The organism is Pseudomonas sp. GL-RE-29, from assembly GCF_019947275.1.
GTDB classification, from domain to species: Bacteria; Pseudomonadota; Gammaproteobacteria; order Pseudomonadales; family Pseudomonadaceae; genus Aquipseudomonas; species Aquipseudomonas fluorescens_A.
The window spans coordinates 47,634-62,136 of record NZ_JAGYGD010000032.1 but is presented as its reverse complement, the minus strand read 5'-3'; the positions used below and the strand labels follow the sequence as shown (position 1 = coordinate 62,136).

Sequence of the window (14,503 nt, the reverse complement as noted above, 5' to 3'; positions counted from 1 at the left end):
GATCAGTCCTTAGCCTCGTCGCCGATGAGGACCACGCCTGCGCAGAGCTTGTCTGCCCAAACCTTGTCCCAGTTGGTGCCCGTTTCCAGAGCAGCTTTGACCGGCGATTTACCGCCGTTGGTTTCGTCCCAGGTGAAGCCCTTCAGGCCGACGTTCTCGGTCCATTCAGACTGGTATTTGGTTTCCAGGCGGGTCTGACCTACGCCCGAGGTTTCATCGATCACCGACTTGAAGTCGCCGTTCGGCTCAACCTTCACTGCGCCGGCAGTCAGGCACAGGACGTAGTTTTTGTTCGGAGTGCCGGTGATGCGCAGGGCCGGGGAGTCGGTAACGATCGAACGCTTGCCGAGAATATCCACGATGGTGACGTTGCCAGCCTGGAACAGCTGAGCGGCGTTGGTGATGTTCTGCGCGATCAGCTTGTGATACACGGCACCGGTCATCACCTGGGTGATCAGTTGCTGCGAGGCATCGCCGAACTTTGCGTGAGCGGCGTTCAGGGTGGCTTGGCTGATACCAGCAGTCGCGGATACGTCGTGGGTCAGGTTCGCCACGTTGGCCAGCGCAGCGCGGGTCACGCCAATGGCGCGGTTAACCTGCGATTCGAGCATTGCCTCGGCCAGCGACTGGCTGATCACGCGCAGCGCATCGCCAGGGTTGTTCTGAATCCAGGTGAGCTGGTTCGGCTCCCACACGATCGGGCCGAACGCTTTCATGGCCTTCACGGTGGAGAAGATGCCCTGAGTCAGAGCGGTGGCGGCAGCCGAAGCCTGGGCGGCGTATGCATCCACGTCGCGGATCGCACTGGAAACGTTTTTCCAGAAGGACACCTGCGAGAAGTCGCCCATGTTGCCGGCGTTCTGGAGCAGGATCGCGCCACCCGAGGCGGCGTTGAACGCCTGGGAGTTTTGGGTCAGTCGTTCAACGATCGCGCTTTTCAGCTGGTCGTTGAATACCTTCATATCGGTGAGAGCCATTTGGGGCTTCCTTTAGCTTGGGATTTTGGAGTCGTAGTAGAGTTTTTCTTGCGCCGGATCGCCCTTGCACTCGGCAAGAGACTTCGGCACGCCTGCGGCCCCGCCGCCTGGTTTTGCCCCGCCAGCCCCGCTGCCAGTGGCCTTGCTACCAACGATCAGAGGCGCGAACGCCGGATCGCTGGCGAATTCTGCTTTCAGTTCCGCCAGTGTGGCGGCCGATGGCTGGCCGTTGGCGTCGAGAACGACGACCGTAGGCTTGCCGTCTCGGGTGTCCATGCTCAGGCGCGACTGGATGTGAGGCAGGAGGGCTTTCGCGCTACCAGACACAGCCATTTCAGAGGCCAGTTCGTTGGCAGTGCGGCCGACGGTCAACTCTTTGATCTGCGAGCCGAGGCCGTCGCGATCAGCCAGCAATTCCTGCTCCCGTTTGGTGTACTTCTCCTGCCAGGACTTATCGAGCGCCGCGACGTCGCCACCCTTACGAGCAGCCTCTTCAGCAGCCAGTCGAGCGGTCTCTTCGGCCTCTTTGCGCTTGGCGGCTTCGGTTTTCTTCTCGCCGAGCAGGGTGTCGAGCTGCTTCTTCAGGCCCGTCACGTCCTCGCCCTGCGGGATGCCGTTTACCTTCAGCTTGTAGCCGCCTTCGCCTTGCTCATAGAGCGCATGCAGTGATGCGTCGAGGCCATCCAGATTTTCGCGTGTGTAGTCGAGCATGTTCCCCCCTGGGGATTTGATGTGCAGGCCCAGCCCGCAGATGTGAAAACCCCGCACTTGGCGGGGCCTGGTGATTTGTCGCGACACGTTTTGCGTATCGGCGTTTTGTGTCGCGCTACAGTCCGGCGCGCTTGAACATTTCCGGTTCAAGCTCGCGCATGCGGTCCAGGGTGATCGGCTTGAAGTTCTTGCCCAGCTGCAGGGCGGCGAACCTGTCAGCGTCGAGGCCGCCGTTCATCAGCAGCTTGGCGCGGTTGGGGCCGATGGCCAGCTCGATAAAGCTCATCGGCTGGGTCTTCAGCCAGGCGTAATACGTGAGGCTCGCTGGCACTTGGCCGCTGACACTCGCCCGGATCGCGCCCTTGGTGAACATCGCGCTGAACTTGGTCAGCAAGATGAAGCTGGTGCGGCAGTTCGGGTGAAACGGTGGTCGAGGCCCTGAATCGACCGGATAGACCTGATGGTCAATCGATCGGCAGTAAGGCGTCGTCTTGCTGTCGAGGGTGGCGATCAGCTGCACACCGGTGACGAAGTCGTCGTTCACCTTGGCTACCTCGTTGCGTGCTTGGCTGGCCACATGCTGCACCGAGGTGCGAACCACCGTGCCGGCATTGCGCTCGGTCGTGGCGAGTATCCCGTCAGAGTAGGCGAGCGCCTTGGTGCCGCGGATCTGCCGGACTATCTCGGCGTTGGTCTGGCCTTCAAACCATCCCTGCCTGATAGCCCCGCTGATCTTCTCGACCTCGGCGCTCGACCAGTCCTTGATGAACGATTCGAGCAACTTGCCGCCGCCATTGCCCTTGATGCTGAGCGGGTTCTTGAAAGCTGCTGTCCTGAGTGTCTGTAGCGCTGGCACAGCCGCTTCAAGGCTGATGCCGACCGGTAGCGTATTCGTCAGCAGCTTGGCTTCGAAGCTGGCCTGCGACTGCGCAATGTCCATCAGGTCGAGCTGCAGTTGATCGGTGTAGCGGCCGAGAATCTCGGTCAGGACCGTGTCGACTTCCTTCAGCAGCTTGTCCAGGCGCGCCCGGGTGAAGCTGGTCAGCTCGTCGCCGCTCAACCTTTCCCGGATGCTCTGGTCGATCCTCACCAGGAAGGGGCCGAATTTCTTCGCCTCTCCCGACTTCAGCCGCTCCAGCATGACCATGTTGCGGATGGTGCTATCAAGCTGCTCGATCGTTGTCATCGTTCATGTCCAAAGCAAGGCCCGTTGAGCTCGTCTCCAGTTCGTCGCGGATTTCCTCGTCGGTCTTCTCGGCCTTGATCAGGCCGATGCGGCGCATTTCAGTCCAGAAGTCAGACGCCGGGAGTTGGCCGGCCTGCACTGCTTTGAGCAGTTCGGAGATAACCTGCGGATCGACAGAGGCTTCGACGAAGTCCTGGTTCAGCGCGTATTCGCACTTGCCAGTCACGCCCATGAAGTCAGCTGCGAATTGCAGAGCCTTGGTGTAAACCTCGCTGACGTTGCTGGCGACCAGGGATAGTACCGAATGCTCGGCGGCGTTATCGGCCCCGGCCTGCGTGGCGGTCTTGGTCGCACTGCCCTGCTCGACCAGTCGAGCACCGAGGGCAACCATCTGCACCTCTTTGCCGTCCATGGCTTCCTTCGCCATCGAGTTTGGTTCGACCTGAAGGATTCCGGCGGTACCGCCCTGCGGCAGCATCAGTGGTGCACGGGAGCCGAAGTAGATGCCCTTCCCTTCCAGCATGTCGACCCAGGTCTGATCGAGGCCGGCCATGTAGATCTGAGGCTGCCCGACCATGTAGACCGAGTCCTCGTAGTCGGCGCTGTTGCGGTAATGCCCAACGTTGACCTCGGCCATGTCATACAGCGGCGCATCGTCCGGAGAGGTGTCGTTGTTCTGGCTGCCGACGAAGCCGCCCGGGATCTCGTTCCAGTTCTGGCCGTTGCCCCGGGTTGGTATGTACTGCTCTTTCAGCCCGAAGTCGCCGCCCTTCTCGTCCTGGCGCCAGACCTCGACCAGGTACGAACCGTAGACCAGCCGAAGGACGCGATACTGGGGCCAGGTCTCGACCTCGAAATCACCTTCCACTTCGTGCGTCTCGACCAGCACGACCAGGCTCAGCAGATGCTTCGCGCCGACCTTGGTGGTGCGCCAGTTGATGACCGCCTCGGCCGGATAGGCCTTGATGGTCGCTTGCACACCACCCTCTTGCAGATCCTTGACGCTGCTGTCGCTGCTGCCGTCCGTCTTCACCACATCGGGGAAGTCCACCAGCAGGAATGATCGGCCCGTTTCCAGCACATCAGCGAGCACCATTTGCGACTGCTGGTAGATGCTGACCCCGGCGCCGTCGGCGTCTTCGGTCAGGTAGGCTAGGGACGCGGGAGCGGTGAATGTTGGAACCGTGCGGAACACTGCCCCGACCAATCCATTCTTGGTGCGCCCCGTCGCGTTGAAGAACACGGCGCGCTTGATGTAGTCCTTGTAGCGCTCGGTGTTGGCCGCGCTCTTGTCGTCCGGGTTCGGCTGGGGCAGGTACAGCGTCTTGCCTGCCTTGATCGCATCCGACCCCTTGCAGGCGTCACGCACCAGGCGCCAGCGGTCGAGGGCCGCCACGTACTCAGGGCGCCGATAGGTAACGTCGTTGATCATCGAGCGAATCCCATTTTGAAGTTGACGGCGGGTTTAATGATTGGGAACAGGTTGGCCAACGGGTAGCCGGCTGCGTCGTTCAGGTGGTCTATGCCGCTCGACTTGTCCGGCATGCCGTTCTTGTCGTAGGCCTGTTGCTCCAGTCCGTCCGTGAGGTGCGGGCATCGGTGCGTGTTGATCTTTAGCCGGCGCTCGCCGTCGCCATTCAGGATCAAGGCGTTCACGGCGTTGACGCGGTCAGCAATGGCGGGGTTTGTCGAGTTGACCTGCACCGACATGCCGGCCTGCCGGATGATGCTCAGGTCGGATTCGCTGGCGTTCTTGCTGCTGGAGTTCTGACCGGACGCATCCGGGAACACCTTCAGTGCGTGCCCCTTGAGGCGATAGCGCTGGTGGAATAGCTCGACCATCGACGGGGTGTCGCGACCATCGGTGATCTCATCCACTGCCACGGGCCAGCCATCGCGTAGCACGTAGACCACGGCGCTCATTTTCAGCCTGTTGAAGTCCATGCCGATCAGCAGAGGCTCGCCCGGGCGTTCAACCTCATTCGTGTGATTGAGGCGACGGCAGAAGTCCGGATAGACACTGCCGCTGGTTAAGTTGGTGAACTTGCCCTCGATGTAGGCATCGATCAGCGCGGGCGGATAGCTGTCGCGCAGGGTGTCGACGTAGTCATCAGGCAGGAACGGGTTGCTGTACGTCGCGGCCTGGACCATGACGTAACCCCTCTTAGGGTTGCGGCCCCAGGTGTCGTACACGAACCGGTAACCCTCTGGCGTCGTGTAGGCGCTCACTCGGTTGAGTGGGTCGGCCACGTCGTCGGGCTGCTGCCGGTTTCGAGCAATGATCTTTTGCCAGGCCAGTTTTGCCTGCTCTTTTTTGAGCGTGTCGATCTCGTCGACGTGGGCTCGGTATGACTGGTAACCAACGATGCGCGCCGGGTTCTCCAAGGTACGCAGCACGAAGTCACCGCACTGGCCAGAGCTGGTGTAGATGATGTTCTCTTGCTTGTTGTACTTGTACCGGATGCCCATGTCCGTCAGCTTCTCTTCCATGCGCGGGGCAAGGATGAGGCGCACCAGGTCATAGGTCGGCTCGTACAGCGCGATCAGGGCAGATGAGGACATGAGGCCATCACGAATTGCGCAATTGGCCAGTGTTTCTGTCTTGCCCGTGCCGAAGCCACCCACGAACGCCGGGTACTTGTCCTTCAGCTGGTAGAACTCAAGCTGCGGCTCCGTCATCTGGAGCCTTAACACTCGCCCTTCCACTGACCACCTCGATTTCAATCTTGGCCACTGGCGGCAGTTCTGGCGGGTTCGCCTTGAGCAGTTCGGCGCGGGTGCGCTCCAGGCTCTCGACACGCGCAGTCAGGCGGTCGATCAGCCCGGCATAATCTCGAACCTTGCTGGTCGTCGATGTACCGCCCTGCTCGCCCGTGTCGATCTTCTCGCTGTCGATCTCCAGCGTGTTGCCGTGCTCGTTCTCCCGAGCCAGTGCACGCATCAGCCGGACACGGGTCAGGCGCAGCTCATCGTCGACTCGACCCAGCTCTATGCTGGCCAGCATGTCGTTCTCGGCATCAGTCAGGAACTTGCTGTAGATGGATCCGGCTTTGGCTGCATGCTTGTTGCCCTTGTTGGCCTTCGATGCTGCACCACCGTGTAGCTTGCACTTCGAGGAACCCGGAACTGCGTGCCGCTTGCATGGTTCCCCTGAGCGCGTTTTAGCGCCGCAATGGGCCATGGGCTTGCCTCATTCATGGGGTGTTTTCGCAGAACGATTCATTCAACGTCGTTCGAACGTCATTCAACGCTCATTCGTTAACCGACCATCTTTGCCGTCTCGCTATGAGCGTGCCCGTGCAGCACTGCAACGATCAAACCTTGCGGCAGGCCGGCAGACTTTGCGGCTTTGATGGCTTGCACGATTGTGTCGTCCAAGCCCTTCAGTGCTCCGTGAACATCCGGCGACAGTGGTAAAGCGTGATGTAGCCGAGTGACGCTGCTCATTTGCTCAGCTTCGGCTGAAGCACCACGCGGGCGATCATCACCAGCAGCCCCAGCACGCCATAGGCCACCGGTGGCAGCACGGCCTGGAGCTGCGGCATCAGCTGCTCAGCGACACCCAGCGCCGCAATGGCGCCACCCGCCTGAACGCTGGTCATGCTCAGCGCTTGTTTCCAGTTGTCGATCAGTTGCATGAGTCACTCCTGCCGCTTAGGCAATTTGAAGTCGGTGAATCGGTCGGCCAGGTCGGCCACTTTCTTCACGCCAAGGGTGCCGATGACAGCACCGACGGCAGCCGCAAGGCTCGATGGAAGGTTGAAATATTCGAGCAAAGGGAACGCCCCCGCCGTAATCGCGCCACACAGGCAGGACTCAAGCAAAGCCTGTCGCCGCCCCCCTCCCCCGTAGATGACGCGCAAGAAGGCGATCCAGCATGACAGCGCCGCGGCGTAGAACATCGGGGCGTGTTGGCTGAGCCAGGCCATGACGATGAGCCAGGTGTCTGGTTTGTCGGGCATGTTTGGCATCCGGATTCCTCCCTTTCGGGGAGAGCGAGAATAGGTCCGGCACTCCCCGCCTCTCTCATCCGCTCGGAGCAAAGACGATGGCGTGGGTACCAGATACGAAAAGGCCCCTGCGAATACAGAGGCCTGAATGAGGCCCTCTTGGCACGCGACGAAGCACGGCGCTGAGGGCATGGTGAGAAACTGGAGACGCAAAAAACCCCGCTCGAAAGCAGGGTTAGTGGAGCAAGTTGCCGTAGGCAAAATACTCAATATGGCGAAATGATGCCCTCAGCCGTGCGGGAAGTCAAGCAGCCTCTCGCATCTTGTAAATCACCCCGCCGATAGGGCTCAACGCCTTCGCGTCGATGTTGTAGCAGGCGTCGAAGCAGAGCTGCACAAACGGCTCCCAGTCTCGGCCCCAGGCAGCGGATGGAAGCTTGACCCCATACTCGGCATTCACCCACGCCCTGAACAACTCAGGCTTGATCAATGGGTCATCGTTGGCCGACTGGCCGCCCTGGTGCATGTAGCGGTACCGACGGAACACCCCTTTGGCCACGTACTCGGCACGCTCCCTTTTGTCGGCGGTCATGCGCGGCGCCCGGCTGCACGCCAGATTGAATACAGCCTCTTCAGCCTCCTCCCGGTCATCATCGGTCGGCTCGGCCGCGTACATCGCATTACCGAATGCGCGCAGCTGTTGGTGAAGCCGTGCGATAGCCGATTGAATCTGTCCAGCCAGTGCGCCGTGCACTGCGTGATCTGCGGTCGGCCCACGCTCCGTGCTCTGGACCACAACCCCCAGCACGGCAACGTCGGAGGTCTGGCCAGGGGCCGGGTTGTACGTGCAGTCGTGCCATGCCTGGCGTGCAGAATTGATCTTCATGCTGCGACCTCCGGCTTCTTGAACGCCAGAATCAGGATGAAGAACGTGACCATGAAACTCGATGCAGCCAGAACGGTATGGCCCGTGAAGATCATTGCGTAAAGGCTGAATGCTGAGCTCGGCAAGCTTATCCACAAGTAAGATCGCAGCCCGGCCGCAACATCGTCCTTGACGCTACCGCAAAACAGAGCAAGCCAGGCACAGCCATTCATGACAGCCGTCACGTAGAAAGCGAACTGATGCAGAGTGTCTATGCCTGACAGAAGCGCAAAACTGAACATGGTACTGATCAATGCAGAAATTAATTTCTTGGTCATGCTACTGCTCCCTTTTTCAAGTCTCTGGTCTTCGCCCGGTAGTCGGCGGTCATCGCCTTCAACTCTTCGACGGTGTACTTCTTGGCCTCATGAGGGCCCTCCAGCCAAACCACCTTTTCTTCCCCGATTCGCTGTAGGAGCGAGATTCGGTAATTGATCAGGTTCCCGGAGAGGTGGTTATTGCATGGGGCGCACTGTTTCCAGGCGTTCAGAGGCTCAAACCGCAATTCCGGGTTCGCTCCCACAGTTCGATAATGGCCGGAGTGATATTGGCCATCGTGGTACCGCCCGCAGCTGATGCATGGCAGCTCGGCGTCACGTTCGCGCACCCAGGCGTTGAAGGCGATCTGCGTATCTTTGAGGTGCTCGGCCCGACTCTTCAGCTTCTCCTTGCGAACCTTGATTTCCCGGCGTTCAATCTGGGCCAGCGACTTGCGCGCCTTCTCCTGATTCACATCCTTGATGGCTAGGCCGCACTTGGGGCTGCACACAGCCTGTCCCAGACGTTGCGGCGGAAAGCTGATGCCGCAGGCTGGGTTCTTGCACTTCTTCGGGCGTGGCTGTTTTGCGACGAGACTCATGCAGCCACCCCCATCAAATGCTCGGCCAGCAGAACCCAGGCCACCGGCGGCAGCACGAAGCAGACCGCAGTCATCCAGAAGCCTTTCGCCAAAGCGATGCCGCACACCCAGGCGGTGACCATGACCAACATGGAAACGCTATTGGTCGCGCTCATGCCGCCACCTCGCCCAGCAGATCCGTGAACACCACCCCGCGCTCCGTGAAGTCGGACACGATGCGATCGGTGTAGGCGATGCCCTGCGCACGGCTGAACAACCGAGTTACCGGAAATCCGTCCGGACCGAACAGCGAGCACCCCCCCATCATCTCGAGCTTCTGCCCGTAGCTCAGGTGACGCATGGTCTGGTACCAAGCCGCACGAAAATCGTCTTCCTCGTTCAGCAAGATCTGCACGCCGAAGTGCAGCTTGCAGTAACGTCGGGCGTCCTCCACGTCACCGATCTGCGTCATCGCAGCGATGCGCTGGTACAGCGAGAACCACAGTGCGTTTTGGTCCAGGGTGCGATCCTTCCCCGGGCGCAGCGACACAACGACGAACTTCTTCTCGCGGAACATGGTGGTCAGGCTGGTAATGGCCTCAGACAGCTTGGCCTGGCAGTTGACGCTGATCTTGTCGCTCATGACGTCACCGCCATTGTGATCAGGACGCAGAACACGCCGATGGAGAAACCAGCCATGGTGCAGGCCAGCGTGGTCATAGTTTTGTTGGTCGTCGGCTTACCCATGGGCATGCCCTCCCCGGTTCTTGCGCAAGTCAGCCAAGGCCTTGTTGCCGATCGCCGCGGTCACGCGACCGTCGACCCGCTGAGGCAGCGCAAGCGGAATGTTCCGCAGACGCTCACCGGCCAGCATCATTCGGATGGTGATGTCGTAGTTACGGTCGAACAGCTTGCGACTGACTTCGGCCTTCATCGTGTTCAGCGCGTTGAAGCCACACTGGCTGGCGGCGTGGTACACGGCCTGATGCGACCACTCCCTGCCTCCCGCCTTACTCGGGTGAGCATTGGCAACGGATTCGGCGTAGGCGGCTTCGTGGGATGGAATGCCGAGAGCTTCAGGGGTTGGCTGGCACATCTGGATGAACTTGCCCACCGATGGCGCGAAGTCGCTACCGAGCTTGCGGCAGTTCTGCAGGCCGAAGCGGATTTGCTCGATCTGCTTAATGCCTTCGGCCATGAACGCCTTCACCCAAGTGCGTTTGGCGGTCATGAGCGCTTCATCGGTTGGCCACGCTTGCCGCCAAGCGGGGAAGATCGCCTGCAACTCCTTGAACAGCGAGTTCACGACGTCGGCGGTACCGGTGTCGATCTTGAGCGGAGCAGTCTCCACGGAAGGCAGGTTGCCCAAGGTCTGCATGAGCTGATTCGGGGTCTTCATCACAGAACCCCCAAATCATCAGCCCAACTCCGGTCGTCGAAGTCGGGGCCGTTGGCCTGGCGACGTGGCGGGAACGGGTGGACGTTGCTGTACACCTTGACCTCGTCCTCCCAGCGCTTACCGTTGAGCCAGGTGGTCGGCATTGGGATGTACTTCCCGCCATCCTTGATCCAGTCAGCGGACACGACCTGCGCAGCCAGTCCATTGGCGATCACGGCGAACAGATCATCGGTGACCTTGAGCTTCGCCCATGCCTTCTGCGCCTTGGCTTTGTCCTGCTTGCGTGGGTACAGCGACCAGAACTTCGGGAACAGATCATCGGCCGTCGCTTGCGACGTATGCTTTTGATCTATTGGTTCATGGTTAGTGGTTAGTGGTTCTTGGTTAGGTGCCGATTCGTGCACGACTGGTGCACGCTGCGTGTTGTTTCCTGCACGCTTCGTGCGCTTGTCCGCTTCACGCTTTTCTGCAATTTCCTTATTTTTCAGGGCTGTAGCGTGATAGGCGCTAACTTCATCCTGAATGCGGGTCTGGACGTAACGACCATCAACAAGCTCGAAGAACTTGCGCAAAACAAGCTCAACTGCGTCGACTTCGTCCTTATTTCTGGCCCAGCACCAGTCGATTGCTTCTTCCAGCGTAGGGAAGCGTTCACGGTCATAGCACGCATCGAGCAAGAGCGTGTACGCGCCGTGCTCAAGCATGGTGAGGCGCCCGGCCTTCTTGTGGTAGTCACCGATGTTGCGTTTGAAGTAATGCATCATGCGACCTCCCGAATTTGATACTGAGCCCACAAGCCAGCAACCCAGGTGACGCCCTTGGGGGTGAATTTGGACTGGTTGAAGGCATGCCCGCCGTCAGTGGTGCCGGCTCGCACCTCAAAGCGCCCTGCGTCGATGTGAGGCTGATACGCCTGCCATTCGCCGCCCATGCGGTACATGATTTTTTTGTCGATCAGGAATTCACGGAATCGCGACTCGTTGGCCTTCAGAAGCTTGGCGGTCTGGCGAAAGCCCTTGAGCCCCGTCGAATCGACGTACTTCTCGACGAAGGCAATTTTCGGAGCTGCCTCAATCAGGGCCTGACAGGCAGCCTGCTGCAGCTCGAACTGTTCCGCCCAGGCACGGGCGGCGGCGGCCGGATTGGAGAAGTCAGGGAGCGTGGCAATAACCCGCGGCCCCTCCAGCTCTTTCAGCTTTTGCAGCACGGATCGGCGAACGGCTTTCGATTCGCGCATGCCTACGAGCATGCATTGATCGAGGGTCAGCTCGTAGCTGGCCATATCCACGCGGCTTTGGGGGTGTGCAATTGTTTTGCACTCCCCCAGCTCATCGCCGAGCTCGTCTTGCACGCGGATAATGAACTGGTCGTTCCGGACTTTCGGCTCGCCAGCCTGGCTGCGCGCCTCGTTGACCATGTCGCGAAGTTCGATGCTGGAAATTGTGCGCGACACGTTTTGCGGATGGAGAAAATGTGTCGCGGACTTTTTCAGGCCCTGTACATCATTGTTAGAGGTATGCATAATCGGCCTCACAGAGATTTACGCAGTACGCAACTGAAAAAGCCGACCTAGTCCGTCGGTTTTTTTGTGCCTGCGATTTGGGGTCAAACACTTTTCAGGGCCTCATCAGCCCGGCTTTTTGTTTGGGAATAGGGTCGCCTGAACGGCTGGACCGTCCCCGTCATCGTCTTGGGTCTCGTCCTGGTGACGATGAGCTTTTCAATCCTCTCCTTGGCCAACTGCTCGATCGGGATTCCGAGCATGGTGGCGACTTCGTCAAGAAATTTGATGTCGTCTACGTCCGCGATCTGCCGCAGAAGCAGCTCGCTCTGGTTCTCAGGCATAAAGCCTCCATTGGGGGCCTTCAGGCGATGTCTTGAATCCGGGTAAGCTCATCCCTCATCTGCTGAATGGCAGCTTTCAGAATTTCACGGGCCAGCACGGCTTTTTGAGTGCCGTGGATCTTTGCAAGCGAGCGCAGGTATTCGTCGTACTCATCGCTAAGACGAACCTTGGTTTCGTTGTGATTTAGGTGTTTTGGGTCTTCGTACATTTGTTGCTCCTTGCTGCACTGGAAATTTATTTAGGCTGCGGATCTTTTTTCGGGCGCTTGCGAGGGAAAGGGCCGGACTTCTTCGGCGGTATAACTGCCGTCGAGTTGTTGAGTTACGTAGATGTCGCGTCCGACGCGAATCGCCTTACTAAGCCCGCCCTGGGTCATTCCGAGCAGCCGGGCGGCCTCTGCCTGCCCTTTATCAATTGCGAATTGTTTGATGTGTATCCGGCTCATGGGATGCCTCCACGGGTTCTAATGACCAAATATTACCTTTGGCATTTTTAAAAGTAAATACCTATGGCATTTGTTGCATTATTACCGGAAGGAATAACATTTGGAGATGAGCAAAAAACCTTTACCGCCAGACAGAAAAGAGGAATGCCTTCGCTTGAAGGCAATCTTTAACTCACGCAAATCAGAACTGGGCTTGACCCAGGAGAAGCTCGCGCACGCTTTGGAAATGAACCAGAGCTCCGTTAGCCACTATCTGAATGGCGTGAATCCACTCAACGTTCATGTCGCGGCGGCTTTCGCTCGAATTCTGGGCGTAGAGGTTTCGACCTTCAGTGAGCGCCTGGCAGAAGAAATAGCAGCGATGGCTGGGGCGGCGCCCGCCCGATCAGATTTGACTAACGCAGTACTGCTAGGCCCTCTTGACGTATGGGATGATGAGACTCCGCTCGATGATGACGAGGTGTATGTGCCGTTCCTCAAGGAAGTTGAGCTATCCGCAGGTAGCGGACGCAGTGCGGTTCAGGTTTCACCTAAACAAAAACTTCGATTTGGCAAAATCACACTGAGGCGCCAAGGGGTTCAGCCTTCAGAGGCCGTATGCGTGAGCGTCAGCGGCAACAGCATGCAGCCCGTCCTTCCAGATGGAAGCACCGTAGGTGTGGACAGGGGCGCCACGTCTATCAGCGATGGGAAGATGTACGCTATTGACCATGCCGGGCAGCTCCGGGTGAAGACGCTCTATAGGCTTCCTGGTGGTGGTGTGAGAATGCGCAGCTTCAATCGGGAAGAACACCCGGATGAGGAATACACCGCGCAGGAAATGGCAGATGCCGGGATCGAGATTCTTGGTCGCGTCTTTTGGTCTTCAGTCCTCTGGTAACCAGTAAATCTCTGCACCCTAACGATTTATCGCTCTTCCCTATTTAGTAGCACTATCAAGTAGATGGAGATTCAAGCATGGAAGCTGGAGAGAAGAGCTGCCCTTACTGCGCCGAAGTCATCAAGGCCGAGGCAATTCGCTGCAAGCACTGCCAGGCAAATCTCGAATCAACCCCAGCCAGACTTCCAGATCCGCCAAAAAAAGGCATGGGGATGTTTGGCAAAGTTGTGATCGGCCTGGTGGCTGCCATCGCACTCTTTCTTACGTTTGGCGCGATCGTTGGCAACACGCCAGAAGGCAAGGCTAAAGCTCGCGCGCGAAACGCTATCGAGCTGTGTCGGCATGAAGAAAGTAGCTACGCAGGTGGCGCTGGTGCTCGAAGCATAATCACCGGCGCTTGCGAAAAACTGGAAGGAGATTTCAGATCTCAATTCGGACACGCCCCATAAGCTACTGCAAATAAAGAGCCCGCCTTGAGCGGGTTTTTTTATTCCCATTGAAAATATTATTGCCATTGGTATTGACCAATAATAATGCCATCGGTATTGTTAACCCATCGCAGCGACACACAGTCACTGCGAAGGGCCTCAAAGGGCCTGACCGCTCTTTAACAGTCAGGAATCTTCGCGGATCGATCCCCGGCAACGGGCACAGCGCGAAACACAAATTTCGATCTCCATGCCAGCTCTGGAACTGGCCGGGCTCCCTACAAGGGAGAACGCCAAACCATGCAAGCCACCTGGGAAGAACGCCGAACACGAAATGCGTGACCTGGGCAGGTGGGGAAACCGCGGCGCCGAGCATGGGGCGGAAAACAGATTTCACTGGCTGGCCTTGGCGACAGGGCCAGACGGGAAATCAACTGGAGGAAACAAAGATGAATCCGCTCGAAAGTTTGCCCGGCCAGCTGTTGGCCTGCCTCCTTGTCGGGGGGGCATGTTTCTGCGCAATGCTCCTGATCGTCGGGCTTGGAAAAGTTTGGCGCCATGTTTGGGGCTGGATCGATGATTCAGAGCCTGGCCGCAACCCGGTCCTTGAATTCATGGCAAGGCTGCGCGGCTGGACGCAATACGACACCGAGGGCAGCAGCAAGTATTTGTGGTGGAAGGACAAGAAGGGCGAGTCGCATCCCGACGTTTTGCTCTTCTTCTTTCCCATAACGATATTCGCCCCGCTTGCGATCTATCTGAGCATCAAGCTTTACCCTCTTCTGCTGACTGCGCTGACCCTTCTGGTCGTTGCCTACGTCGCACGATTTGCTCGACGGCATCGAAAGTTGTTCGACAAGCATCTGAAAGACCCGAACGCGCACAACTGAACAACCAGCGCCACGTCAGCCTGACGGT

At 58.7% G+C, this 14,503-nt stretch carries 22 protein-coding genes; 3 read left to right on the top strand and 19 right to left on the bottom strand.

The window, feature by feature from the left end:
* Positions 1-2: 2 nt before the first annotated feature.
* From KGB21_RS22985 to KGB21_RS22890, 19 genes are all read right to left on the bottom strand, one after another.
* Positions 3-977, bottom strand: a complete 975-nt coding sequence (locus KGB21_RS22985; protein WP_223506835.1) for a major capsid protein — start codon at positions 975-977, stop codon at positions 3-5.
* Positions 978-989: 12 nt separating this feature from the next.
* The gene (locus KGB21_RS22980; protein WP_223506834.1) at positions 990-1,688 is read right to left on the bottom strand and encodes a hypothetical protein; all 699 of its coding nucleotides are present in this window, start codon (positions 1,686-1,688) and stop codon (positions 990-992) included.
* A gap of 115 nt (positions 1,689-1,803) precedes the next feature.
* Positions 1,804-2,874 (bottom strand): minor capsid protein, encoded by a 1,071-nt coding sequence (locus KGB21_RS22975; protein WP_223506833.1) that lies wholly within the window; start codon positions 2,872-2,874, stop codon positions 1,804-1,806.
* On the bottom strand, positions 2,852-4,306 hold the full coding sequence (locus KGB21_RS22970) for a DUF4055 domain-containing protein (RefSeq protein ID WP_223506832.1): 1,455 nt from the start codon (positions 4,304-4,306) through the stop codon (positions 2,852-2,854). The genes KGB21_RS22975 and KGB21_RS22970 overlap by 23 nt, the downstream gene beginning before the upstream one ends.
* On the bottom strand, positions 4,303-5,553 hold the full coding sequence (locus tag KGB21_RS22965; RefSeq protein ID WP_223506831.1) for a terminase large subunit domain-containing protein: 1,251 nt from the start codon (positions 5,551-5,553) through the stop codon (positions 4,303-4,305). The genes KGB21_RS22970 and KGB21_RS22965 overlap by 4 nt, the downstream gene beginning before the upstream one ends.
* Positions 5,534-6,055 (bottom strand): HGGxSTG domain-containing protein, encoded by a 522-nt coding sequence (locus tag KGB21_RS22960; protein WP_223506830.1) that lies wholly within the window; start codon positions 6,053-6,055, stop codon positions 5,534-5,536. Before KGB21_RS22960 ends, KGB21_RS22965 begins: the two co-directional genes overlap by 20 nt.
* Before the next feature lie 262 nt (positions 6,056-6,317).
* Entirely contained in the window at positions 6,318-6,512 is a 195-nt protein-coding gene (locus KGB21_RS22950; RefSeq protein WP_223506828.1) for a hypothetical protein, read from the bottom strand.
* A gap of 3 nt (positions 6,513-6,515) precedes the next feature.
* Positions 6,516-6,845, bottom strand: coding sequence for a phage holin, lambda family (locus KGB21_RS22945; RefSeq protein ID WP_223506827.1), 330 nt, complete (start codon positions 6,843-6,845; stop codon positions 6,516-6,518).
* Positions 6,846-7,128: 283 nt separating this feature from the next.
* The gene (locus KGB21_RS22940) at positions 7,129-7,710 is read right to left on the bottom strand and encodes a hypothetical protein (protein WP_223506826.1); all 582 of its coding nucleotides are present in this window, start codon (positions 7,708-7,710) and stop codon (positions 7,129-7,131) included.
* Positions 7,707-8,027, bottom strand: coding sequence for a hypothetical protein (locus KGB21_RS22935; protein ID WP_223504237.1), 321 nt, complete (start codon positions 8,025-8,027; stop codon positions 7,707-7,709). Before KGB21_RS22935 ends, KGB21_RS22940 begins: the two co-directional genes overlap by 4 nt.
* A complete protein-coding gene (locus KGB21_RS22930; RefSeq protein WP_223506825.1) occupies positions 8,024-8,608 on the bottom strand; it encodes a recombination protein NinG in 585 nt (194 codons plus the stop codon). The genes KGB21_RS22935 and KGB21_RS22930 overlap by 4 nt, the downstream gene beginning before the upstream one ends.
* Positions 8,605-8,763: a hypothetical protein gene (locus KGB21_RS22925; RefSeq protein ID WP_223506824.1), complete on the bottom strand. Its 159-nt coding sequence runs from the start codon at positions 8,761-8,763 to the stop codon at positions 8,605-8,607. Before KGB21_RS22925 ends, KGB21_RS22930 begins: the two co-directional genes overlap by 4 nt.
* The gene (locus KGB21_RS22920) at positions 8,760-9,230 is read right to left on the bottom strand and encodes a hypothetical protein (protein ID WP_223506823.1); all 471 of its coding nucleotides are present in this window, start codon (positions 9,228-9,230) and stop codon (positions 8,760-8,762) included. The genes KGB21_RS22925 and KGB21_RS22920 overlap by 4 nt, the downstream gene beginning before the upstream one ends.
* Positions 9,231-9,326: 96 nt before the next feature.
* Positions 9,327-9,986, bottom strand: coding sequence for a replication protein P (locus KGB21_RS22915; RefSeq protein ID WP_223506822.1), 660 nt, complete (start codon positions 9,984-9,986; stop codon positions 9,327-9,329).
* On the bottom strand, positions 9,986-10,747 hold the full coding sequence (locus KGB21_RS22910; protein ID WP_223506850.1) for a YdaU family protein: 762 nt from the start codon (positions 10,745-10,747) through the stop codon (positions 9,986-9,988). Before KGB21_RS22910 ends, KGB21_RS22915 begins: the two co-directional genes overlap by 1 nt.
* Positions 10,747-11,403 carry a phage antirepressor KilAC domain-containing protein gene (locus KGB21_RS22905; protein ID WP_223506821.1) on the bottom strand — a complete coding sequence of 219 codons (657 nt, stop codon included), beginning with the start codon at positions 11,401-11,403 and terminating at the stop codon, positions 10,747-10,749. Before KGB21_RS22905 ends, KGB21_RS22910 begins: the two co-directional genes overlap by 1 nt.
* A 188-nt stretch (positions 11,404-11,591) precedes the next feature.
* Positions 11,592-11,831 carry a hypothetical protein gene (locus tag KGB21_RS22900; protein ID WP_223506820.1) on the bottom strand — a complete coding sequence of 80 codons (240 nt, stop codon included), beginning with the start codon at positions 11,829-11,831 and terminating at the stop codon, positions 11,592-11,594.
* 20 nt (positions 11,832-11,851) lie between these two features.
* A complete protein-coding gene (locus tag KGB21_RS22895) occupies positions 11,852-12,040 on the bottom strand; it encodes a hypothetical protein (protein ID WP_110658565.1) in 189 nt (62 codons plus the stop codon).
* 30 nt (positions 12,041-12,070) lie between these two features.
* Entirely contained in the window at positions 12,071-12,277 is a 207-nt protein-coding gene (locus KGB21_RS22890; RefSeq protein WP_223506819.1) for a Cro/CI family transcriptional regulator, read from the bottom strand.
* Between the two features lie 106 nt (positions 12,278-12,383).
* Between KGB21_RS22890 and KGB21_RS22885 the strand changes: the two genes are divergently transcribed.
* From KGB21_RS22885 to KGB21_RS22875, 3 genes are all read left to right on the top strand, one after another.
* Positions 12,384-13,157 (top strand): S24 family peptidase, encoded by a 774-nt coding sequence (locus tag KGB21_RS22885; protein ID WP_223506818.1) that lies wholly within the window; start codon positions 12,384-12,386, stop codon positions 13,155-13,157.
* Between the two features lie 77 nt (positions 13,158-13,234).
* Entirely contained in the window at positions 13,235-13,606 is a 372-nt protein-coding gene (locus KGB21_RS22880) for a hypothetical protein (RefSeq protein WP_223506817.1), read from the top strand.
* Between the two features lie 428 nt (positions 13,607-14,034).
* On the top strand, positions 14,035-14,475 hold the full coding sequence (locus tag KGB21_RS22875; protein ID WP_223506816.1) for a hypothetical protein: 441 nt from the start codon (positions 14,035-14,037) through the stop codon (positions 14,473-14,475).
* The last annotated feature ends 28 nt before the right edge of the window (positions 14,476-14,503 follow it).

Coding starts and splice junctions, on each gene's coding strand:
- KGB21_RS22985 (WP_223506835.1), bottom strand. CDS start 977: ATGGCTCTCACCGATATGAAGGTATTCAACGACCAGCTGAAAAGCGCG.
- KGB21_RS22980 (WP_223506834.1), bottom strand. CDS start 1,688: ATGCTCGACTACACACGCGAAAATCTGGATGGCCTCGACGCATCACTG.
- KGB21_RS22975 (WP_223506833.1), bottom strand. CDS start 2,874: ATGACAACGATCGAGCAGCTTGATAGCACCATCCGCAACATGGTCATG.
- KGB21_RS22970 (WP_223506832.1), bottom strand. CDS start 4,306: ATGATCAACGACGTTACCTATCGGCGCCCTGAGTACGTGGCGGCCCTC.
- KGB21_RS22965 (WP_223506831.1), bottom strand. CDS start 5,553: ATGACGGAGCCGCAGCTTGAGTTCTACCAGCTGAAGGACAAGTACCCG.
- KGB21_RS22960 (WP_223506830.1), bottom strand. CDS start 6,055: ATGGCCCATTGCGGCGCTAAAACGCGCTCAGGGGAACCATGCAAGCGG.
- KGB21_RS22950 (WP_223506828.1), bottom strand. CDS start 6,512: ATGCAACTGATCGACAACTGGAAACAAGCGCTGAGCATGACCAGCGTT.
- KGB21_RS22945 (WP_223506827.1), bottom strand. CDS start 6,845: ATGCCAAACATGCCCGACAAACCAGACACCTGGCTCATCGTCATGGCC.
- KGB21_RS22940 (WP_223506826.1), bottom strand. CDS start 7,710: ATGAAGATCAATTCTGCACGCCAGGCATGGCACGACTGCACGTACAAC.
- KGB21_RS22935 (WP_223504237.1), bottom strand. CDS start 8,027: ATGACCAAGAAATTAATTTCTGCATTGATCAGTACCATGTTCAGTTTT.
- KGB21_RS22930 (WP_223506825.1), bottom strand. CDS start 8,608: ATGAGTCTCGTCGCAAAACAGCCACGCCCGAAGAAGTGCAAGAACCCA.
- KGB21_RS22925 (WP_223506824.1), bottom strand. CDS start 8,763: ATGAGCGCGACCAATAGCGTTTCCATGTTGGTCATGGTCACCGCCTGG.
- KGB21_RS22920 (WP_223506823.1), bottom strand. CDS start 9,230: ATGAGCGACAAGATCAGCGTCAACTGCCAGGCCAAGCTGTCTGAGGCC.
- KGB21_RS22915 (WP_223506822.1), bottom strand. CDS start 9,986: ATGAAGACCCCGAATCAGCTCATGCAGACCTTGGGCAACCTGCCTTCC.
- KGB21_RS22910 (WP_223506850.1), bottom strand. CDS start 10,747: ATGCATTACTTCAAACGCAACATCGGTGACTACCACAAGAAGGCCGGG.
- KGB21_RS22905 (WP_223506821.1), bottom strand. CDS start 11,403: ATGGTCAACGAGGCGCGCAGCCAGGCTGGCGAGCCGAAAGTCCGGAAC.
- KGB21_RS22900 (WP_223506820.1), bottom strand. CDS start 11,831: ATGCCTGAGAACCAGAGCGAGCTGCTTCTGCGGCAGATCGCGGACGTA.
- KGB21_RS22895 (WP_110658565.1), bottom strand. CDS start 12,040: ATGTACGAAGACCCAAAACACCTAAATCACAACGAAACCAAGGTTCGT.
- KGB21_RS22890 (WP_223506819.1), bottom strand. CDS start 12,277: ATGAGCCGGATACACATCAAACAATTCGCAATTGATAAAGGGCAGGCA.
- KGB21_RS22885 (WP_223506818.1), top strand. CDS start 12,384: ATGAGCAAAAAACCTTTACCGCCAGACAGAAAAGAGGAATGCCTTCGC.
- KGB21_RS22880 (WP_223506817.1), top strand. CDS start 13,235: ATGGAAGCTGGAGAGAAGAGCTGCCCTTACTGCGCCGAAGTCATCAAG.
- KGB21_RS22875 (WP_223506816.1), top strand. CDS start 14,035: ATGAATCCGCTCGAAAGTTTGCCCGGCCAGCTGTTGGCCTGCCTCCTT.